The following is a 21921-nucleotide window of genomic DNA, read 5'->3' as shown; positions in this document are numbered from 1 at the left end:
TTAGAAGTCGAAGTCCGTGGCGAAGGAACGCTTGAGCGTGTACATCGCCTTGGCGTAGATGCGCCACTGGTTGGTGTTGGGGATGCGCTCTTCCAGCCGGAACTCGACCGCGCGGTTGTTGTAGTCGTTGGCGTCCTGGCTCAGCAGCATGTGAGCGCTCTGGTAGCGATCACGCTTGTCGGACGACATCTGGTCGAAGGTCATCTCGATCTGGTTGGAGATCAATGCCTCGCCAGCGTAGAGGCCCGCACGAACCCTACGCGGCTGTACCTTCTCACTCACCGGCTCGGACTGGAACAAGCGAACAACAACCTGCCCTGTGGTGATCTTGTCGGACTCCGGCCACACCTCGACGTTGACGAGACGAGTGTCGCTCCTGCGCTTCTTGTTGACAGCGAGAACCGGCACGACGATTTCCTGAAGTGTGGCGCCACCGTGGACGAATCGCGAGCCACCGCCGGCGAGGCGGAGACGATGGATTGACTTAGGGATCTGTACCTCCAGATCACTGTCGAGCCCAAGCTGCACGGAGTTGAACGTAGTGAAGGCAGTATCGACCTTCAGGCCGTGCCCGAGCACGAAGCGACGGTTGATGGCCTTGATGTCATCGCCGTGGGGCTGTGTCGAGAGAAAGAACGAGTCAGCGAGGGCTTCGTCTTGGAACAGGAATCCATGGTCGGCCGTGATGAAGATGTTTGTGGCGTTGGCGCTGGCGAGCTTTTTCACGAGGTCGACAATGTCGCGCAGCGTGTCCTCGACCGACTCAAAGACCTGACGCTCCGTGCCCGGCTTGTCTCCGGTGGCGTCGATGCGGTTGTGGTAGACGTATAGGACCCGATTGGCCTTGTAAAGTTCCCGGCGCTCGTCTGCGCTCAGGGCCTTGAAGTCCTCGGCCTGGATCGCTGAACCGCCCACGCTTTCAAGGATTTTGCGGCGGAAGGCGGTTCCATTCGTGGGCTGGTCATCCACCAGGACCGCCTTCGCATCTGGTGCGTGCTTCAACGTCGAATGCGGAAGCAGCGCTGCCATTCCGAGTTGCGTGTAGCTCGGCAGCACGCCCAAGACCGCGTCAAGTGAGGCGTCGAAACGATCCTCCTTACGGATGCGTGAGCGGAGTTCCTCGGCCGCTTCGTACCGAAGCGCATCGGAGACGATGACAACGGCCTTCTTGTCGCCATCGCGCACCAATGGCTCGATGTAGTCGGCATAGAAGGAGGTCTGCGGACGCAGTACGGCTGAGGTCCACTTGTCCGCTGCGTCAACCTGCTGTTGCCAGGCGTTGCCGAGTTCGTAGACGAACTTGTTGGTGTATCTCTTCTCGACCTGCTCGCGCAATGGTCCAAGCGGGTGAGGGCCTTCATAATTTCGGTAGGCGAACGTGAACTGGCGGTAGAGTTGGTCGATGCGGAACCACTCCCGTCGGTAGCGTTCAAGCGCATCGTCGAACGACGGCGCCGTGAGGTCGAGAGACGCCAGGTCGGTCAGCAACTCTGATGCACTCGCGATCGCGATATACAGCTGGCGATAGCCGTCGATCCATACGCTGCTCTGCCGTGCCCGTACAACTTCCGCGACATCGCGCGCCGAAATGGTCTGCTCGGCCACCGCGCGAGCCAGATCACTGATGATCTTCTGATCGGTCTCCTCGAAGATGTCGATAGATACGAGGTCGCGGAAGCTGACATCTTCAATAGACGAGGCATAGTCGAGGTCTCGGGCCGCACGTTTGGCTAGGGTGACGAAAGCTTCCTGGCTGCGCCTGTTGTTCCGGAGGCTGTCAAAGTCAAGCTGAATGTTTTGGAGGCCGCCGGGTCGATCCGATTTGAATCCCTCAGCCGCCTTACGGAAGATCCACAGCACAAAGTCATCGACACTTGGTGACGAAGACTGGTAACCGTAGATGGAAGCAACACCACGCCAGTAGAATTCGTCCAACCCGTAGTCGACGAGTGCGTCGTACTTGGTTCGCTGCCCCTTGGCGTTCTCAATCAGCAATGCGCGAGTGATCTCTAGAAGACTGTGCTCACGCTGCCCGAGCACCACGGCGGTGATCTTCGCTCGAAGCTTGTCCGCATCGTCCTCGGGGGTCAGGAGCGCCTTTAAACTCTGGACTCGCTTGGTGGCGTTGAAGAACTTGTCGTGGGATCGGACGACCTCGTCGATGCCCTCGGCGGTGAGCCCGAGATCTTGAGCGACCAACGACGTGCGGTCTGCTGTGAAGACTCCGTAAGCCAATTCCAGATCCAACAACCAGTTCCCTACGCCGGCAGGAATCAGTCCCGAGCGATAGACGAGGAACTTGCTCGTGGGCTCATCGTGCAGTAAGCGGTTCTTGACGCCGTATTCATTGTTGGCAACTCGGATCGTCTGCACGCCCGACAGCTCAAGATTGTCTAGGTCCCCTGCGTATTGACCCTTGGGGTCGTGCCAGAACACGACGCGGTAGTCCTCGAAGCGGCGCTCCAGATGCGGTCGGACTGTACCGATTTCGCTCATTCGCTTGCTTCCAGGCCGGGAATCTTCTTCAGAGCAGCGCCGAACTTCGGATAGTTCACCTTCACACCGTCGTCCAGATCGATCGAAATCTGCTGCGACGCCAACGGGTAAAGAACGTCGTGCTCGTACTCATCAAGCTCCAGCAGTACCTTGCGCAGCCGATCCGCTTCCTTCTGCGCCGCCGCCTGTTGACGAGAAGTGCCACCGCCCGCAGCAAGGCGCTCCTGATGCTGGAGGCTGGATTCCAGCTTGGCGTTGAACTCGCGCAGGTACTCGTTTAGAACCGTCGAGACCGTCGATGGCGTGTAGCGGTGCATGTAGATGAGCGCGTTGAAAGAACCCTTGGGGCTTGAGAAGAGCCAGTAGATGGGGCGCTTCTTGTAGCGCTGGACGTGGTCCTTGTAAAAGGACTTGAGGAAGTAGTCGCGTATGTCCTTCACCCCGAGCGAGTCGGCGACGAACCGAAGATTTTCCTCGAAGTGCTGCTCCCCGAAAGCAACTCGGAGGAAGCGGCGGAATCCCGCGACGATGTCGTCCTCAAACCAGTCGCCGTCCACGACGGGTAAGACGTTGTCCGCGTCCGGTGTGAAGGTAGGCGCCGGCACCTTAGTGAGGTAGTCCTGCAACGTCGTGCTCCGGTCAGCGAGGATCAGCCCGGGCTCGTCGAGGCTGTAGCGGCCGAACATGCAACCCACGGCGTAGGAGATCAGTTCCTTGATCAGTTCACACGTTGACCGTTTTGAACACTCTCCTTCGGATAGCCCGGGGCCGTATATGAACGCGGCGTTTCGTCCAAGCGAGACTCGATCCAACGTCACTTCTGTATCAATCTCACCCATCACTCCATAGAGAGCAGCGACTAGCTCGTTGCTCTTACTTTCAAGCGCTTGCTGCTTACGAGAGAATTGCTCCCACCTACGCAGATGCTCAGCTACCAACGCGCTAAGCGCCGCCTCGCGCACACCGCACACAAGCGGGAATGCTTTAAAGTTCCAGGAAGTTTCGAAGGAGTCCCAGTCGGAGCGAGACACTTCAACGAGGGTATTAGTCAAGTCAGTAAAGGTATCCGCCTGTCGCGCGGGCAGGATGGCTACATCGCCAACTTGCGTGCTCATCGTGGGAGCTATCGCCGATAGCAGTTCGGCCGCGAGGGGTGAGTTTAGATAAGCCAACAGCGACGCAGTAATCCGAGCATCTGCCGAAAAGACCGACGGCCCCTTATTGTCATGAATAAAGCCTTGTGGGTATGAACGGAAGGCCAGTCCTCCAACGTCAGACCAAGAGATGGAAGGGGAGAAATAGTAGGATGGGTTGCGAATCGCTGAGCGAGGCGTGCCGCCGGCTTCTGTCCCAAATTCCCTAATTTCCAAACCATTGTGCGCCCAGTTCACAACGAACAAGTGATTTCCATACCACTTTCTAGAATCTCCACCCTTGTTATACGGGAACCATTTAGCCCCACTTTCTTCCGCAGATTTGAGATCAGTTCGATCGTAGCTCGAGTGCTGAGATCCAACTTCCCACCAATAGCGAATAAAGCGGTCGTTGTTACCAGTATCGAGCCCTTTACGCGGGTCCGCGATTTCCCGAAGTGCCTTGCATTTGACAAATAAGTCTCTCAAGGACTTGGGGAGCCAGTAAGCGATGATGCTTCCCGGGAAGTGGTCGAAATCGATGCCGGACAAGTAATGCACCCGCGGGCTCGCCGATCTGAGGCCAATCGCATGCTTCGCTCCGTCACTCTTAGTCAACTGTGAGCTCAGGTCCACTAGCCGAACAAAAACTCCACGATTATGATTCGGGCCCTTGCTTATTGTGAACGTGGTGGTGGAAACAACCTCGCCACCGATAGTTTGAAATGCCCTCGCGCCTAAGTGAAGCATCGAAGAGATGCGTCCGCTAGACAGTATATGTCGTCGGAGATTCTCATAACTCTTTAGGAACATCCATGATTGCATCGTGATCATGGCCAGAACGCCGCCCGAGTCGAGTAAGTCCAGACCGCGAAAAATAAACGCGGCGTAGAGATCGGACTTCCCGTCAGGATACGCCTTTTCAAGCTCGAGCTTTAATGAAGCCTGCATGTTCCGAGATCCCATGTAGGGAGGATTCGCAACCATTACAGAATAGCGCCGCGTAAGGTACTCAGCCTGGGCGAGGACCCGCTTGGCCCGCTCGATCACGTCTGCCTTGAGCAGGTCTCCGCCGTCGTGGAGCGTCTCCAGGTGGCGCGCGAGGCGCGCGGTCACGGCGTCATTGGGGCGAATAAGCGAGCCGAGCGTCTCAGCCTTCGTGAACTGATTCCAGAAGACGACTTCAGCAAGGCCGTCGCCGCCGGGTGTCACCAAGAAATCAAGCTCATCGGGACGGAACGAAATCGGCTCGATTGCGCAGATGTTGGGTTCGACCCGCTTGCTGAAGAACGTCCGCTGCTTTGCACGGGCCTTCATGGTCACGGCGAAGGCGGCCAGCGCGCCGGCTCGCGGGTCGATCTCGGTGCCGTAGAGGTTATTGGTCAGAATCAGTCCGGGGATCTCCGACGGCGAGTAGCCCTCTTCCTCATACATCGCGTAGAGCAGATCGAAGGCATATGTAAGCATGTGCCCGGATCCACAAGCCGGGTCGATGACCGTGAGTTCCTCGGGGCTGGTGATTCTGAGGAAGTCGGTCTCCTCATCGACGGGTTCGATGTAGTACTCCATCTGGTCGACAAGCCGAGACGTAGGGCGGTTGAGCATCCATAGCCGCCCGAGTGAGTTCTCCACCAGGTAGCGCACTATCCAGTGTGGCGTAAAAAGTTCTGTGGCAGCGGGAATTCCGGATGCGTCGACCTTCCTCCCCTTCTTGATGCCAGCGAAGACTTCGGCTTTTCGCTCCGAGATGTAGAACTGGTAAAGCCAGCCAATCACCTCGACGTCCTGGCACACGTCCTTTGTCAGAACGTGCACCGCTCGGTTCAGCACTGAGTCGTCTGCGAGCAGGTTGGCCGGGATGAGCAACTCGGTGAAGTCGCCCTCGCGCTCGAACATGAAAGGCATAGCGCGGTTCCAGCGGCGGCAGTACTCGGTGAGCAACAGCGCGTAGGCCTCGCCCTGTGGGTCGTCGCTGCGGCGGGTTCCGTTGAGCAGCCCCGTGATTGCGTCGCGCGTCTTCTGACTGACCACCTCAGAATCAATGTTGCCGCGCTTGGCCTCGGCTAGGATCTCCGGCTGGCCAGCGCCAACCCCCACTGGGGGTGAGACGACTCCAATTCCGGTGCACCCGTTGGAATCCATGAACCGCAGAGCGATGATCCGGTTAAACCAGGTGTAGGCGACCCGATCTGCCACCGCCGAACGGCCCTTGTCGCCACCGCCGGCCGTGTTGACCGCCTGCTCCAGGGCTGCAACAGCTTTGGGCTGCTCGACTCTCTCCGGTGACGCCGGTCCGAGCACTACGGCGATGCGCGCGGTGACTTCGCGAATAAGAGCGGTGCGCGCCCATGTGGCGAAGGACTTTAGCGGTGCGGTTTCCATTAGAGCGAAATCCTGTTGTCCTTCAGGATCTGGAGCAACGTAGCGCGAAGGGCCTTGAGGTAGTTCTCCACGTCAGTGGGCGTTTCGAGAACTCCAGGAGCTCCAGACACAGTCACGGTTCTTATAGAAATTGTTTGCTTTCGCGGCGTATCACCACCGCCCTGCTGGGAGTCAGCAAGCTGGTCGAGTAGCGACGGGTAGACCTTGTCTTCAAACTCCGCGCCGATCTGCAGGATGAGGGCCACCTGGCCCTCTTCGCCGACTCGGGATAGCACTTGGTCGATCTTCTGGACAACGCCATGTTGAGTTTCTGCCGTGGCCTTCTCGTAGAAGGCGCTGGCGATAAGTTCAGTCTTGCGGTCCTCGATTGCGGTGATGACAGTCGCCCTGTTGGCTTTGACGATTTCGTCGATCTGGCGGCGCAGTTGATCGGTGGCCTGCTTGAGCTGTGCCATCCTGTTGCCCCGGAAGGCATTCGGGTCGGCGAGTGCGTTCTGAACGGCCTCGTCACTGCGGTTCGGCAGGTAGCCCAGGTTGCTGCCGTGCATGGCGAGTAGTGCCACGGCCTCGTCGTAGATCGTTCGTTGCGCGCCGTTGAGGAACGACTGGATAGGGTCGATGACGCTTTCCTTGGCGTCGAGTAGGTCGTCGCCAATGTTGAAGTCGGTGAGATACCAGTCGTCGGTCTTGCCCTCCGTCTGTTCGAGCAGACTGATGGGGCCGTTGAGCTGCTCAACAAACGGGTACTTCGAGCCAGCGACGGTGGCCTTGAGTTCATCAAGCTTGCCCTTGAGCTTGTCGGCGCCGTGGCGGGCGAGCTCCAGCGGATCTTTGGGTGCGGTGGCTTCATCGAAGAAGTCGGTGCAGAACTTCCGGAATGCTGTGACTTTGCGGTCGTCGAATGTTTTTTGCGGAGCGACGACAGCGTGCGAGTGCTTTTGTGTATTACGCAGCGCGCCAGCGACCTCGCTTCGTTTGAGGATGTTGCCGTCCACTGTCAGCGTCACCTTTGAGGCGCCGATCAGGTAGGCCACGAACACTTCGATGGAGGCAAGGTCCCAGCCGTAGGGCTTTGTCTGGAAGTTGTCGACAATCGTCTTGACGGTGACCTGTTCGCCCAGTGTTTGCTTGCGCAGAATGAACGACAGCACTTCATCGCCCGGGGTGGAGAGCTTCGTCCATCCCTCGGCGGCGAAGAGACCACTGTCGGGGGTGGCAGCCCCGGCCACCTGCTGCTCGCTGTAGGTGACATCGCCGAGCAGCTTGAGCTGGGTGTAGGTGCGGCTGACCAAATCCTGGAAACCATCAGACACTCGGGCGAGCGCGTCCTGCGAGCTCGAAGACACGTCCGTGGCGTTGATGACCAGTGCAGCCTTGCCTACGGCGCGGCCGACGCGCTCGATAAGTTCTTTCTCGCGGGCGACGTTTTGTGCGGCCTTCGACCGAAGGATCTGATCCTCGATCGCCGTGAGCGATGTGGTCTGTTTGCGCTTCGTGTACTTCTCGGTCTTGATGAGCAGGCGCAGATCCGACAGCACGCGCTCGTCTGGTTCGAGGATGACGCGCAGCTCGTCCTTCCCGGCGCTGTGCATGCGGATTTCGTCCGGCGTATATGGGTACTCCGGGGTGATGAAGTGAATCGAGAGTTCGCGTTGGGCTCCGTGGACCTGGTCGTCGAGCTTGAAGCCGAATGGGAAGTCTTGGCCGTTCTTGGCGTAGCGGAATCTGTTGGTTTTGATGACGTCGGCGGACAGGATCTTGAACAGTCGTGCGCTCACTTCGGAGGCGTCGATGTCGACGTTCTTGATCTCTTCTTCTATGACTTGCTCTTCGTTGGTCAGGTACTCGTAGATGTTGCCGTTGCGCTGGATGTAGGTCTGCGTCTCCAGCAGGATCAGCGCTTCCTTGACAGCCACGGACAACGCCGGCAGGTCAAGGCCGAAGCGGTCGTACACAAGCACAGTGAGGTTGCGCGGCGTGGCCTTGAAGCTCTCGACGTACTTGACGAGAAAAAGCGCCTTGAGCAACCGGATGGCCAATGGGTTGTCGAGGTTGCGCTCGGCGACGTCGATGGAGCGCTGGGCGGCGGACTTCAGCGATGCCCGGATGCCGGCAAACATGTGGTCGAAGGTCGCCAGGCGTCCGACCTCTACGTCACCGATGTCCTTGGCGACCTGCTGTACCACGCCGAGCATCGACCGCTCGCCGACCGAGCGGTTGCGGCCCTCAAAGACGTTGTGGTCGGAGATGCCTTCAATTGCTGCTTGGAATAGCGGAAACTGGTAGCTGACAAAGGGATAGGTGCCGACGAAGTGAGCTTCGTCGGTGTAGTTGCGGTAAGTCTTGGCGCCGTCGACGAAGTCGAACAGCGTCTTGAAGTTCGCCGACTCCTCGGCGAAGATCGCACTGAGGGCAGCAGCCCCGGTCTCGTTCTTCTCCAGCAGACGCTTCCGGATGACTTCCTCGACGTCTGCGCTAGTCAGCTTCACGCGGGTCGCGAAGCGGGCCTGGATCTTAGAGAAATCGTTGCCTTGCTGCCTGGTGCGGTCTCCGACGACCTTGTCCATGTCCTCCTGCGAGGTCACGAACACCCACGAGCGGCCCTGGCACTTGCTGTTGAGGCTCTCGGCGATCGTCTGGAGGTTGAGCATCAAGTGCGTGTTCGAGCCGATGAACTGGCCGACCTCGTCGACGAAGAAGTTGAGCCGAAAATCCTTGGGCTGCTTGTCCAGCCAAGCCTTGACCTCGTCGGCGAAGTCCTCGATGGAGACGGAATATTCGTTGCGGTACTTGGTGAGGATGTTGGTAGGCGAGCCTTGCGTTTGACCGGTGATATCGGCGTAGGCCTTGGCCACGTTGGGTTCTTCGAGCACGCCCTCCTCGCGGCCTTGGGTCCAGTCGCGGCCCGAGATCTGTTTGTATGTCTGCTTGAACGCTTCGTACTGGCCGCGGTTGTCGAGGTCACGCTCGAAGCGCGCGATGTGGCCTTGGTTGCCGTAGTAGCCACGGCTCTCGTCGAAGACCTTGACGAACACTTTCAGCAAGGCGTCGGTCTGGTCTTTGGTGATCAGCGTCGCCTTCTGGTCGATGTTGAACAGCAGGCTCTTGGCTGGGATGCGTTCGGCTTTCGTCAGCAGGGCGGGCAGGAAGGCGCCAGTTGCCTTGGCGCGGAAGCTTTCCGCGACCTCTGCACGGTCGAACTCCTGGCCTTCGACGTCGCCGAGGAGATGGGCGAGCATCTTCAACAGGTGCGACTTACCGGATCCGAAGAATCCGGAGATCCACACACCGTTGGCGTTGGTGTAGTTCGTGTAAGCCTCAAGAAGCAGTTCAAGGCCTTTGGCCGCCTCATTGGTCAGGACGTACTCGGCCACCTCGGTGCCCAGGTGCGCGGCGTCGTCGGCCTTGATGACGCCCTCGATGGGGCGTTGCACGTCCTTCGCGAAGATCTCGTTGAGCAGCATCGGATTCACGCTTCCTGTTCCAAAATGTTCTTGGCTCGGTAGTACTGGTCGTCCTTGAGCCGCCCGAACAGAACGAGTGAGGATCCGAGGGTGTCGGACTGCTCGTAGCGGCCAGGGAAGAACATGAGCATGGGCTTGCCGGTCACGACGCTCTGCAGGTTGTTCAACACGTTGTGTGACCGGATGTATGGGAATACCTCGCCGATCCCGGTGAGGAAGAAGATGTCGAACTCACCGTCGGCGATCTTGGAGCGGATCGCCGACGCGATGTGAAGCTGCGGATCCAGCATGCCCTGGAGGAGCTCGCGGAAGTCTTCCTTATCCTGGTCGGGCTCCGCGGCCAGGACGCGCTCCCAAACGCCGCGCTCCATGAGGATCTCGACAGATAGGTCGTAGAGGTTGACCTCGCGAACGCTGATTCCCTTCTGACTCAGCCTGTTCCTGATCCGCTTCTTGGCCTGCGCGACCGCGAGGGCGTCCTCCGGCGCGTACGGGTAGATAAAGAACGGAACCTCGTTGCTGAGGCCCTCCATCTGCAGGAACCGCTTCCCGCTGAGCACCGCGAATAGGTGCTCTTCTTGCTTGGTCAGGTCGTTACGGTTCACAGCATCCCACCTCCCGTCGGGAAGAAGCGGATGTCGCTCGGCGTGCAGGCGGATAACGCGTCGGCGACACGGGTCGACAGCACTGCCTGCAGGATGCGGCCGTCTTCGGTCAGCAGGCCCGCCTCGACGAGCATGCGAAAGACGTTGGAGCGCAGCTTGCGCCGGGTGGAGCCCTTCAGACCGGCGACTTCCTCGTGCCAGAGCGTCTTGCTCCGGATGAAGCTGTCGAAGTCGTCGTGATCGAGCGTGGGAGTCAGCAGGAGGAAGCGCTCGCGAAGCACCTCCTCGGCGAACTCGCCGATCAGGTCATAGCGCCGGCAAGCGGCGGCCCACAATAAGTGACCGCGCTCCGATGTCGTCGAGTCGACAAGCAGCTCAAGTTCGCTCTCGGTCAGGACGGCGAGGCGCTGGGCCACCTCGCGTGCGCGTCTGTGCCCGGTAGACACTGTGCGGGCCTGAAGGAGGTTGTCCTCTTCGATGAGCTGGCGGACCTTGGCCCAGTCGTGCTCGCGGAGGTAGATCGGGGCGGCGATGAGAGCTTCTCGCATGAGGAGGGCACCGCTGGTGAACGACAGCGCGTAGCGCGATGCGGCGGGCGTATCCGCCATCGTGTGCACCTCCTTCAGTTCGTGAATAAAGTCGATCAGGGTATCGCCAGCGTCTGACATTCCGTTTACCCGCGATCAGCAGCCCGTCTTACTCGGTCGGGAGCGGCTCGTCAGATATGGCTGCTCCGCCGTTGCGGACCCACCCGTCGACCTCGCTCGCCTGGAACTTCCAGAGACGCCCAACCTTGTGGGCGGGCATCGCCTTGTCGGAGATCCATGAATAGACCGTGTCCTTCGTGACGCCCAGGTGGGTGGCGATGTCGTCGGCAGATAACCATGGCTCAGGCATACGGCAACTCTGATCCTCCGCTCTAGCGGAACCCGATATAACTGGAATTGACCGAGCCTATAGGAGGATGATGCCGGTTTTGTTGTTTCCTCAACCTAGTATCGTGAACTTCCCAGCAACTGTGCGGTGACTAGGCAGGCGAGAACGGGGAACGCATCGAGGACCTGAGGGCCGAGCTCCGCTGCAGGGTGGCGCGACCGGCGCTTGAAGAGCCCTTTTGGCAGCAACAGCTGGGACATCATCGGCAGTGATTCGGTCCGGGTGATCGTCGACGGGGCCTCTTTGCGCAGGAGCGACGGAAACCGCGCGACACCCGGACGTGGCTGTTCGACAGAAGCGAGTTTCTCCGAGTCAGGATGTTGACCCTCCCGTAGCTCATCGCCGAAACTTCACGACGGCATGGCGGTGCCGTTGCTGATTACGAATCAGACAAGCAGCGCTCTTCGGCTGAACGAATTCAGCAGCGCCAGCGTCGAGCGAGATGGAGGGGAGCCAACCAATTGACTGTGGACTTTCGTTGCCTTAGGAGACCGTAGCGGTGAGCGTGCACGTCGGTGAAGCGGGCGCAGCCAACGCCGGAACGTATATGACGCAAGCTCAGGCCGTGCTCGCGAATTATCCGCAGCTTGACGCGTTCGCTCTGCAGCTCGAAGAGGCTCTGCCGAGCACCAACGTCGACGCCGAAAAGGTGCTGTGCTTCGACGACACGCAGGCAATCCTGGATAGACGTGCACTCTTCATCGCTCAAGCCGGTGGTGACACGGCGGCGGGACTCGCAGCGTTCGAGGCTCAGCCCTGGTCGCCTCGCCGGCAGGCCTTCGAGGATCTCTGGCAGGACGGTCGACGGTTTGTGTACTGCGCGCCCAACCCCGGGACATTGGGCGCTGAAAGATACGGCGACTACTGCTTGATCGTCGACGCTGCGACGCTAGCGCAGGACGACACCGCTGTGTTTCCATCCGACACGGCGCAGACTTATACCGACGACATGGCGATCGTCGACGCGACTCGGGCTTATCAGGAGGTCGGCGGGTGGCCAGCCCGGTCTGAGGTGGCGTTAGCCCATCATGGTGACCGCGCCCTGGGCCTCTCGCAAGAGGAACGAGCAGAACTGGTCTGCGGCGCTCTCACCTATATGGAGGTCGTCACGGTTGGCCCCCTCGCGCTCAACCAGCTCGCGATGCTTCGCGTCAGTAAGGACTTATGGGAGGAGCACGACGAACTGTGGTGGCAGTGGAAGGACGATCTGCTGACCGATCCCACTGACCTAGCCAAAGCGAAGGCCTATGACGCCTTGCTGGCGTGGGAGGACCGTGGCATGGACATAATTGAATACGATGGACCATAACGGCGATGTCTACACTCTGCTGGCGATGACGCCGGCAGGGGAATCTGTGCTTGTTGAAGACCATGACCGCATCTCGCTCATCAGGTTTACGACGCGAGGCCGTCAACGCGAAGACGCAACCCCCGACGACGTGGATGTAGCGGTCCGCCGCCATGGCTGGTATCCAGTCGACCGCCGATTTGCGGACTGGGATGCATTGGATCGCTATAGGGTGCAAGCTGCCGAGCAGACCTTGCGGAGGTTTCCCGACACCGACGTCGCCAATTACGACAGACGCGCCGTTGAGGTGATCTTGAAGCAGGTAGCGAGGGCTGGCCCCGCCCGGCGTTTGGTCGCAGAAAAGTTGCTGACCGATCTGTTGGTGCGTTGCCGGCTCGTCAACCAGGACGACGAGCTTCGCGCGAGGATCGGGGACCAACTCGAAAGTCTGCGCGCTAGCTCGCCGGCTCCCGATTCCTCCGTCATACCCCCTGATAAGGAGCGCGCGCAGCTTGCTCGCCTCGACCTGAGCTTCGGCCTCGACGCGGCGTAGATGACACGCACCGTCAGCTTTTACTCATACAAGGGAGGAACTGGCCGCACCCTGCTAGTCGCAAATGTCGGCGTTCTGTTGGCGCGACTAGGTCTACGAGTTGTGCTGGTCGACCTCGATCTGGAGGCGCCCGGACTGCCCTATAAGTTTCCGTCGGAAACTCTCAGCGGTCCAGGGGTAATCGAGTGGATGACTTCGCCGCAGCGACCGGCAATTGACTCCCTAATGCAGCCAATCACGCTCGACTCCCCATTCGTGCCCGGGGGATCGCTCGACCTCATTGCCGCGAGTGAGAAGCCGTCCCGCCGGTATCTGCAAGCGATGCGCCAAATTCAGGAGGGCCCGTTGAGTGGAAAAGCTAACGGGGCGGCGGCGGCGCTACTGGAGTTGAAAGAAGCGATCTCCGAGAGCGTCGCGCCTGACCTCCTCTTGATTGATTCGCGAACCGGTATTACGACAACAAACGCCATAACGACCAGGGTTCTAGCTGAGGACATAGTCGTCTTGACACTAAAGACTGATGAACAACTTGATGGCACACGAGAGGTGCTGCGGTCGCTGGCACCGCTGAATCGGCCTCTCGATGAGCAGACGCCGTTGGGTCTATACGTTCTCATCAGCCGAGTGAGCAGGTCAGCCGACGCGGCGGAGCACATCTACACCGAAGCAGAGAAACATACTGTGCGCACTGTGGAACGATTCCTAACCGAGCCGGCCGTCCCCTTAAGGACAACCGTCAAGAATCCGCGAATCTCGCTGCTGCACAATGACGCCGAGATCGCGGAGCGCGAGGAACTACTGATGTCGCGTGACGATGCGTTGAGCTCCAGACAATTGCACCTCGACTATCTTGCATTCTGCCGCCAGTTAGTCGGAAGCACTGTGGACGAGCGCATCGACACCGCGCTCAGTGCCGCCACCTCCGATAACCAATATGCAGAATGGATGCGCTTTTTTGGACGTGCTGAGCCCGTCGGCGAATGGGGCGCGCCGATTCTGGTGCCCGAAACCTTGTTCGCGGAGCATGAACCTGTGCGGCCCATTGCGGTCACGGTAGCCGAATTGCGGCGCACCCCCGCGCAATCTTCAGGACAGCAAATTTCTTTGGCCCGGGCGCTGCACGAGTACGGCAAGGCGCTCCTTGAGGCTGGCAAGCTCGAAGAGGCAAGAGCTGAGCTCCTTGAGGCCGCAGATCTCTACCGCGCGGCACTAGTCGACCAGCGTGCGCTGCCTGCCGGGTCGTCGATTCGAGAAGCAGCTGTGATTGGCCATGCGCTTGCTCTCGTGACTTTGTCCGACGTCGAGAAGTCCCGGCAGGACCCGCGCGGCGCGAGAGCCGCGCTACGGGAAGCCCTGAAGGTATTGACCGCCGTATCGAATCCTTCGGCGAGCGTGCGAGAGCTCGAGGCCCAAATCTCTTCTATGCAGGCGATTCTTCTGACGCAAGCCGGCGATCTCAAAGCTGCTGCGCTGGAAGTAGAGCATAGTTTGTCTACATTGATGCCGCGCTGGCGTCCCCACCTACGACTTGACGTGTGGTACCAGCCGGAGCGCGATCCGCACCGCCGAGGCGGTCAGGGTGTGGCGACGATGCTTGATTTGCTAGCGCATATCTATATGCAGTCTGGTGACGTGACCCGCGCGGTTCGAGCAGCGCAGGACTCGACTACGGTCTGGCGTTCCTATGTCAAAAACGATGCGAATCGCCGCAACAATGTGGGACTGGCGAAGTCGTTAAACAATCTGGGAAATCACCTCCGCGTTGCACATCGGCAGGACGACGCCGAGACGTTGCTCAAAGAAGCGGTGGACATTCTGCGGCCGCATGCCGCCGATGATCCGGCAGATTTGCCCGCCCTTGCCACAGCTCTTGAAAGCTTGGCCGCGGTGTACGGGGAGCTCGGACGATCAAACATCGCCCTCTCGACCGCCGAAGATGCTCTGCATTATAGGCGTGACGTCGTTGATCTTGACGGTGAGCCGGGCTCCCAATTGGCACTCGCCTCAGCACTTAACAACGCCAGCGCCCAGTACGGTGCCCTTGAGATGCACGAACAAGCAGCACAGCGTGCAGGCGAGGCGGCCGACTTGCTTAGCGACCTTCCTGAATCACCAAAACAAGCGGAGCTACTCGCCGCGGCGTTGAATAACCTGGCGCTCAGTAGCTTTCGGGCGGGTGAAATTGACACCGCTCTACAGTCAGCACAGGCTGCCGTCGCAGCTCACGTTCGTCTTGAGGGAGGCTCACCCGAGTGGCGGCGCTCTCATTCTGCGCGAGCCCTGCTAAATCTTAGCCTGATACTTAGAGGGGCCGAGCGTCATCCGGAGTCGGCTGAGGCAGCACAGAAAGCGGTTGATATTGCACGCCTCGTCTCATCAACAGACCCCGACTTATACGCAAATTGCCTGGGCGTCCTCAGTTCTCGACTCGTGGCGATTGGAGAGTTCGGACGAGCTGTGGATTCCGCGCGTCTAGCGGTGAGCGAATATCGCAAACTTGTGGCGAAAGACGATCAATACGTGACCACTCTTGCGGCGACCCTGGACGTGCTTGCATCAGCGTTGAGAGAGATGGGCGATGACAGCGCTGCCGCTGAAGCCTCAGCAGAAGCGCACCGCATTTTCAGGACAGCGTTGCGCGAGTTCCCCCCCGACCATTAAGAGCTCAAAACAAGCGGTTGTAATCTCTCATGCGAGAGGCCAAACGAGGGGAGACCGGCAAACTGATTGGGTGAGGTAGCGCAGTGCCGGAACCGGTCGTGCGGCTTTTCTCGGGTCAGGCGGGCAGCTTGAGTTCTGCGATTCCACGGTTGAGAATTAACCGCCCATTACCTCAGGGCCGAAGACTAGCCACACGCTAAGTACTCGAATTTCGGAGTTTCCGGAGTCGCCAAGCGGCCGAGGTTCTACGAATAAGGCATCGCTGAACAAGCCTCTCTGCGCCCAGGTACGCAAGCATTCCAGTCCGCAGACAGTCCGCAGACCACTCGACGGCAGCCAACAACAACCAATCTCAATCGTCACTCTCTGCGCAGCTCGAGGCGCATTTTTCAAGCAAAGCCATCGCCGACCGCTAACTACAAATCACCAGGTAGAGCACTAAATCCGTCAAGTGTCGGTTCGAGTCCGACTGGGGGCACAGACGCTCGGCGCGGCTACAGTTCGGCGATGATCTGCTGACGCTTGCTTTCGTACTCAGCCTGGGTGACCAGCCCGCCGGCGCGAAGTGTCTCAAGCTCCTGTAACCGTTGAGCGGCAGAAGATGTGGCCGCAGGCGACGCGGCCAAGTCCTGGATCCGCTGGCCGCCAATTCTCACGTTTGCGCCAGGGGCGATTCGAATCTTGGCGTTGTTGCCGATAGTGACTTTCGGGTGATCCTGTGACGACCCGATCACCGTCGCCCCGAGTGCATCAACGACGCGCCGGCTAGGTCCGTCTTTCGCTAGGACGAAGCTGTGTGGCACGCCAGGAGCCCGCTGACCCGCCGCGGCCCGTTGCTGGGCGACCCGGCTGCGCAATCTCGCTGCTGGCTGCGTCTATGGGCAACCAGAGCATGAGTAACTGCCGGTCGCCGGGCGGCCCAGCGCCCATGCCGGCATTGCCCAGTTGAGCGCGAAAGCCATTGCGCTCCCAACTTTTCAGCACAGCACCACCGACCAGCTCACCACGACGCTGCTTGTCTTCCAGCGCGTGAACATGATCCCGGGTCACAGCGAGGATGAAGCGCTTCGGCAAACCGGTCCCATTCGACACACGTCGGGAGTACACCTCGCCGCCGCCAGAGGGATACATCTGGATCGATGTCGTCGACTGCTGCTCGCAGCGTGCGGCCGCCTCGACCGGAAGGTTGAGCACACTGGCGGCCACCGCCCCAGCTTGCTCGTTCAATCGCAGGTCTTGGGCGGTCAAGGGCTTGAATTTCATCACCACTCCTTAACGACAACGCACATGGACGAGAACGCACCCCGCCACCAGGTCGCGGGCGCAGCTCGTCCCAATTCACGATCATCACACACGTGCCCGAACCGGCCCGCTAAGATTTGTGGCGGCTGGCTGCGCTTCGAGCACGTCGGCCGGCGTCAGCGTCGGTTCACCGGCGCCTTCCCGCACCAGCGGTCGAGCGCCGGCCAGACGTCGTTCGCCGCACCGGCCCACGCGACGTAGCCGTCCGGCCTGACCAGCACCGCTGGGGGAAGTGTTGGGTCGGCATGCACCGCCACCGTGACGCCGTCGCGGCCCGGATCGAGGTGTCGGTCGGTCGTCGCCAAGACGAAGCCGCCGCCGCGCATCAACTCGTAGAGCCGACCACTTGAACACGGCACGTCGGGCATCCGCTGACCCGTCAGCGGATGGGCGCCGCGCGGGCGCCGGTAACCGATGCCGATACCGCTTATCCGGCCCAGCACGAACCGGCGGGAAACCGCGAATTTCAGCAGCAGCGTGATGGCGACGCGCCGAATTCCCCGGCGCAACGGGCTGCGGCCCAGCACCAGCTGGTTGAAAGCGTCGGTCAGCTTCAGCACGTGCGCGCCGACGCGATGCCGCTCGCTTTGGTAGCTGTCGAGCAGCCAGTCCGGGGCCGTTCCGTTGATCGCCGCCGCAAGCTTCCAGCCCAGATTCATCGCATCCTGGATGCCGGTGTTCATGCCCTGCGCGCCCAGCGGCGAATGCACGTGTGCCGCGTCCCCCGCGATGAACACCCGTCCCACGCGGTAGCGCCTGGCCTGCCGCCGCTCGGAGAGAAAGCGCGAACTCCATCGCAGCTCGGTCATGCCGAAATCGGTTTTCGCGATCCGCAGGAACGCGCCCTTGATCTCGGCGAGGGTGACGGGCTCGGAGAGCGGCACGTGTTCGCGCGTCCGGTCCCATGCGATCGCACGGAACCAGCCGTCGCCGAACGGCACCATGAGCACCACGCCGTCGGCGCTGTTTTCCGCGGAGAGCCCGCCGGCCGGGGGCTGCGCCAGCCGTACGTCGGCCAGCAAGATGTGGGTCTCGTACTGTTTGCCGGTGAAGTCGATCCCGGTTAGTTCGCGCACGGCGCTGTGTGCGCCGTCGCAGCCGACGACGTAGCGCGCGCGGCGTTGGGTGCCGTCGGCTAATTGGACCGCGACGCCGTCGTCGTCCTGCTCTAATCCGACAACCTTTGCGCCATAGTTGATTTGGACGCCGAGTTCTGCCGCGCGAGCGCTCAACACCTGTTCGGTGAGGCTCTGCGGTGCCATCAGCACCATCCGATAGCGAGTCGGGAGCTCGCGGAGATCGAGCACCGCGCCGGGGGCAGGTGCCACCTGGTCCACCGGAAGGCCACGGGCCAGTAGCGCATCGGCCAGCCCTCGTGCGTCGAGCAGTTCCAGCGTGCGGGCATGCACGCCGAACGCTCGCGTGATGTTCGGTATCCCGCTGCGCTCGTCGAGCAGTTGCACGTCGATACCGCGCATCGCGAGTTCGCACGCCAGCATGAAACCGGTCGGTCCGGCACCCACCACGATTACGTCTGCGGTAAACATCCGAGCCCGCCTCCCATAAATCATCGCTTGCTGAATTACTGCCAGCGTAGCAGGAAATCATCGTCTGATGAATAAGTTCGCCAGATGTCGCACGGCTTTGGGCGCGGCCGCTCGACATCGAAGGTGCGGTGGTGGCGTCGAGTGTGTACGTAGGGCGGCATTTCCGGTGATCGGCCGCCGTGGGTGCACGCCGGAAGCCCTGGACGCACGCTCGACCGCCGACCGCTCCATGAGCGCACACTCGGCGTCGAGGGTGCGGTGGTGGCGTCGAGTGTGTACGTAGGGCGCGTATCCCGGTGATCAGCCGCCGTGGCCGCACACTCGACGCCCTGGACGCACGCCCGACCGCCGACCGCTCCATGAGCGCACACTCGGCGTCGAGCGTGTGGTGGTGGCGTCGAGTGTGCACACAGAGCGCGTACCCCGGTGACCAGCCGCCCTGGACGCACACTCGGTGCAGCACCGGGCGGCCCAACCCCCCCAACCGTTACACATACATCCGCTGACGTAACGCCACCCGCCCGGTCATAGACTGACCCCTCGTGGGCATGCTCTTTGGTTTCGCGCCGTGGATCGTCTATTGGATATTGGTCGGAAACGTCCCGTTCGCCACCGCCGTGGGGATTGCGCTGCTGATCTCCCTGGCGGCGTTCGCGGTCGGGCGCGCCACCGGCAAGCCGGGCAGAACGCTCGAAATCGGCGGCGTCGCAACGTTTGTGGTGCTGACGGTGCTGACCTTCGCGCTCAGCGAATCGTTCATGGAACGCTGGATACAGCCGCTGAGCAACCTGGGGATCTTCCTGGTCGCCTTCGTCGGCGTCTTGATCGACAAGCCATTCGTGCGCGAGTTCGCCGCCGCCGAGCATCCACCCGACATCGTCAAGACGGCGCTCTTCCAGCGCGTGACCAAGACCTTGACCTGGGTCTGGGTCGCTGCGTTCGCCGGCATGACGGTGTCATCGGCGATCCCGCCGCTCGTTCAGGGCGACGCCACGATCCTGGACACCAAGACCCCACTGTCGTTCGTCTGCTACTGGGTCATCCCGTTCACGCTGCTGGGCCTGGCTGCCCTGGCGTCGCGGTACCTGCCCGACCGGATGCTGGTGGGCATCGACGACCTGGAACGGGAGACCTCCTTCGTCGCCTACGACGAGGCCACCATCGACGAGCTGTACTACCTCGCCCAGGAGCACGCCAACCGCGAAGTCGGCCCAGGCAAGGAGGCCTACAATGTCAAAGTCGGGGGGATGGGGACTCCCCTGACCGGCGACGAATCGCGGAAATCCTGGCCCTCGACGTACAAGGTGCGCGATAAGCGCCGATAAACGTTGCGAGCACGGGTTTTTCGCTGGCTGCCGTACACCAGCGTGACAACTTCGCTTGCTAAACGATGCGTATGACACACAGATGGTGGGTCGCGGCCGTCGCGGCTCTGGTGGTTTCGGGCTGCTCGTCGAGCAGCACGTCCGGACCTCAGGCCGCATATTCGGGCACCCTGGCGCTGCGGACGGCGTCCGGGGCGGCGCTGACGGTCGGGCCGGCGCAGTTGCTGGCCGCGACGGGCGGTGTAACACCGGTTGCCTTCGGTAAACCTGCGCACGGCCGCATCACGTACGGACCCAACGGTGCGGTGGTCTACACCCCCGACGCCGGGTTCACCGGAACCGATCAACTTCCGGTCACCCTCAGCCGGGCCGTCAAGCTCTACGCCGAAAACCAACTGCCCCTGACCACCATCGGCAGCGTCGCCGTCAAGGCCGCCGCGCACGGTTCGGGGATCGCCGCGGTGCCCGGCAGCAGCGACGAGATCTACGGCTTGACCGATCGGGGACCCAACGTCGACGGGCGCACCCCCAACGAAAAGGTGTTGCCGGTACCGGACTTTCATCCGCAGATCGCCAAACTCAAGCTCTCCGACGGCGTCGCGACGGTGGAACGGACCATCACGCTGCACGGCCCCGACGGTTCACCGTTGGTGGGGCTGGTCGAAGGGCGCGGCACCACCGGCGAGGCGCTCGTCGACCTCACCGGGGCGCCGCTGCCGTCCTCGGACTACGGCGTAGACCCCGAAGGCCTGGTCGCCAGGCCCGACGGCACCTTCTGGGTCGCCGACGAATACGGTCCCTACATCATTCACTTCGACGCCAACGGTCAAGAGCTGGAACGACTTTCGCCGTTCGACGGGACGCTGCCGCGCGAGCTGTCGCTGCGCATCCCCAACCGCGGTCTGGAGGGGCTGACGGTCACCCCGGATGGCACCACGCTGGTGGGCATCATGCAGTCGGCGCTGCAAACCCCGGGACTCAATGGCCCGGCGACGAACGTCCCCGTCGTGCGCATCGTGACCGTCAGCCTGGTCAACCGGGACAACGTGCACGAATACCTGTATCCGCTGGCCAATCCGCAGGAATCCAACGTGTCGGTATCGGACATCACCGCGTTGAACGCCACCACGTTTCTGGTCGACGAGCGCGACAACAAGTTTGCACCGGGCGGCAACAAGAAGGTCTACCTCGCCGACGTCAGCTCGGCCACCGACATCGGTCCCCGCGCGACCGTGCCGAACGCGTCCTACCAGGCCGAAGGCGGCGGGCTGCTCATCAACGGCGCCCCGATCGAAACATTGGTCGGCGGCAGCACCGATGCCGACGCCGTCGTCAAACTGAAGATCATCGGGGTCACCGCGGCCGCCAAGACGCTCAAATTGGACGTCGGCGCTCTGCTGCGTTCGCTGTCGGGCGACGGTGACTTCTTCGGGCACGACAAGATCGAAGGCATGATCACCCCCGACGGCGGTGACACGTTAATCCTCGCCAACGACAGCGATTTCGGGCTCGCGGGACTGGCATCGGACACCCCGCCGTTTTCCCTCAAGCCCAAAGTGCTGCCCAACGGCAGCCAGGACAATGGCGAGTTCCTGGTCATCGACACCACCAAGCTGCCGGCCAAGACGGAATCGGCGACCATCCCGATCAAAGTCGGCTAGGCACGCGGTTTCGCCGAGGTGGGGCGCAGCAGAAAGACCCTGATCTCCCGGGGCGCGCAGCTGGCGCGGTAGCGCTCATAGCCGGCGTAGTAGTCGACGGCGGTGTCCCACGCGGCGGCGCGCCGCTGGCCGGTGAGCAGCTCGGCCCGGTACCGCTGCGGCGGACCCTTGAACTCCACGGTGCAGTCGGGGTGGGCAAGCAGGTTGGCGCTCCACGCCGGATGTTGAGGCCGCCCATAGTTGGATCCGATCGCCAGCAGGCCCTCGGGCACCTCGATCAATGCCAGCGGTTGACTGCGCGGCTGGCCCGATTTGGCCCCGGTCGAGGTAACTAGGCCGACTTTGTCGAGACCGGCGCAGCTCAGCCGCCCCCTGGTCCGAGGGATCACTGCTTTGTCGATGCGCGGCGCAAGGTGCAGCAGGAATTGATACCCGACCGGGGTCATCAGGCCACGCTCGAGGAGCGCTTCATCCAGCCGTAGTTTGCGACCGCGGATAGGGCTGTCCCGTCGAAGCGCCACGGGTCGAAGGCTACTCGGTTTGCTGGCCCACCACAGCACCCTGTTTC

General features: G+C 61.3%; 15 protein-coding genes. 5 read left to right on the top strand and 10 right to left on the bottom strand.

The features are described from left to right. Genes pglZ through I2456_RS20885 form a run of 6 tightly spaced genes read right to left on the bottom strand, consistent with a single transcriptional unit; the run spans position 1 to position 10977 of the window. Positions 1-2496, bottom strand: a complete 2496-nt coding sequence (pglZ, locus tag I2456_RS20910; RefSeq protein WP_085074004.1) for a BREX-1 system phosphatase PglZ type A — start codon at positions 2494-2496, stop codon at positions 1-3. Then, a complete protein-coding gene (pglX, locus tag I2456_RS20905) occupies positions 2493-6011 on the bottom strand; it encodes a BREX-1 system adenine-specific DNA-methyltransferase PglX (protein ID WP_085074003.1) in 3519 nt (1172 codons plus the stop codon). Before pglX ends, pglZ begins: the two co-directional genes overlap by 4 nt. Continuing rightward, complete coding sequence (gene brxC / locus I2456_RS20900; protein ID WP_085074024.1) at positions 6011-9475, bottom strand: BREX system P-loop protein BrxC; 3465 nt, start codon at positions 9473-9475, stop codon at positions 6011-6013. The genes pglX and brxC overlap by 1 nt, the downstream gene beginning before the upstream one ends. Before the next feature lie 5 nt (positions 9476-9480). Beyond that, the gene (locus I2456_RS20895; protein WP_174814228.1) at positions 9481-10080 is read right to left on the bottom strand and encodes a DUF1788 domain-containing protein; all 600 of its coding nucleotides are present in this window, start codon (positions 10078-10080) and stop codon (positions 9481-9483) included. Then, positions 10077-10748: a DUF1819 family protein gene (locus I2456_RS20890; protein WP_241007777.1), complete on the bottom strand. Its 672-nt coding sequence runs from the start codon at positions 10746-10748 to the stop codon at positions 10077-10079. The genes I2456_RS20895 and I2456_RS20890 overlap by 4 nt, the downstream gene beginning before the upstream one ends. Before the next feature lie 28 nt (positions 10749-10776). Continuing rightward, positions 10777-10977, bottom strand: a complete 201-nt coding sequence (locus tag I2456_RS20885) for a helix-turn-helix domain-containing protein (protein WP_085074002.1) — start codon at positions 10975-10977, stop codon at positions 10777-10779. A 538-nt stretch (positions 10978-11515) separates the two neighbouring features. On the opposite strand from I2456_RS20885, the gene I2456_RS20880 reads away from it, so the two are divergent. From I2456_RS20880 to I2456_RS20870, 3 genes are read left to right on the top strand one after another with little or no spacing between them, the layout of a single operon-like run. Then, on the top strand, positions 11516-12325 hold the full coding sequence (locus I2456_RS20880) for a hypothetical protein (RefSeq protein WP_085074001.1): 810 nt from the start codon (positions 11516-11518) through the stop codon (positions 12323-12325). After that, positions 12315-12857 carry a hypothetical protein gene (locus tag I2456_RS20875; RefSeq protein WP_085074000.1) on the top strand — a complete coding sequence of 181 codons (543 nt, stop codon included), beginning with the start codon at positions 12315-12317 and terminating at the stop codon, positions 12855-12857. The genes I2456_RS20880 and I2456_RS20875 overlap by 11 nt, the downstream gene beginning before the upstream one ends. After that, positions 12858-15518 (top strand): KGGVGR-motif variant AAA ATPase, encoded by a 2661-nt coding sequence (locus tag I2456_RS20870; protein ID WP_085073999.1) that lies wholly within the window; start codon positions 12858-12860, stop codon positions 15516-15518. Between the two features lie 494 nt (positions 15519-16012). Here I2456_RS20870 and I2456_RS29210 read toward each other — a convergent pair whose 3' ends face one another. The 3 genes from I2456_RS29210 to I2456_RS20855 form a co-directional block, all read right to left on the bottom strand. Further along, entirely contained in the window at positions 16013-16252 is a 240-nt protein-coding gene (locus I2456_RS29210; RefSeq protein ID WP_085073998.1) for an SHOCT domain-containing protein, read from the bottom strand. Positions 16253-16283: 31 nt separating this feature from the next. Then, positions 16284-16781: a hypothetical protein gene (locus I2456_RS20860; RefSeq protein WP_085073997.1), complete on the bottom strand. Its 498-nt coding sequence runs from the start codon at positions 16779-16781 to the stop codon at positions 16284-16286. A 155-nt stretch (positions 16782-16936) separates the two neighbouring features. Further along, positions 16937-18367 (bottom strand): FAD-dependent monooxygenase, encoded by a 1431-nt coding sequence (locus tag I2456_RS20855; RefSeq protein ID WP_085073996.1) that lies wholly within the window; start codon positions 18365-18367, stop codon positions 16937-16939. A gap of 542 nt (positions 18368-18909) precedes the next feature. Here I2456_RS20855 and I2456_RS20850 point away from each other — a divergent pair. Then, positions 18910-19692 carry a hypothetical protein gene (locus tag I2456_RS20850; protein WP_085073995.1) on the top strand — a complete coding sequence of 261 codons (783 nt, stop codon included), beginning with the start codon at positions 18910-18912 and terminating at the stop codon, positions 19690-19692. 71 nt (positions 19693-19763) lie between these two features. Then, on the top strand, positions 19764-21353 hold the full coding sequence (locus tag I2456_RS20845) for an esterase-like activity of phytase family protein (RefSeq protein ID WP_139823127.1): 1590 nt from the start codon (positions 19764-19766) through the stop codon (positions 21351-21353). Here the strand turns inward: I2456_RS20845 and I2456_RS20840 are convergent. Continuing rightward, a complete protein-coding gene (locus tag I2456_RS20840; RefSeq protein WP_241007776.1) occupies positions 21350-21874 on the bottom strand; it encodes a nitroreductase family deazaflavin-dependent oxidoreductase in 525 nt (174 codons plus the stop codon). The genes I2456_RS20845 and I2456_RS20840 overlap by 4 nt on opposite strands. Positions 21875-21921 lie beyond the last annotated feature (47 nt).

Source organism: Mycobacterium kubicae, assembly GCF_015689175.1.
In the GTDB taxonomy this organism is placed as follows: Bacteria; Actinomycetota; Actinomycetes; order Mycobacteriales; family Mycobacteriaceae; genus Mycobacterium; species Mycobacterium kubicae.
Note: the sequence above shows the minus strand (reverse complement) of the source record. Positions and strands in the feature narration are given on the sequence as shown.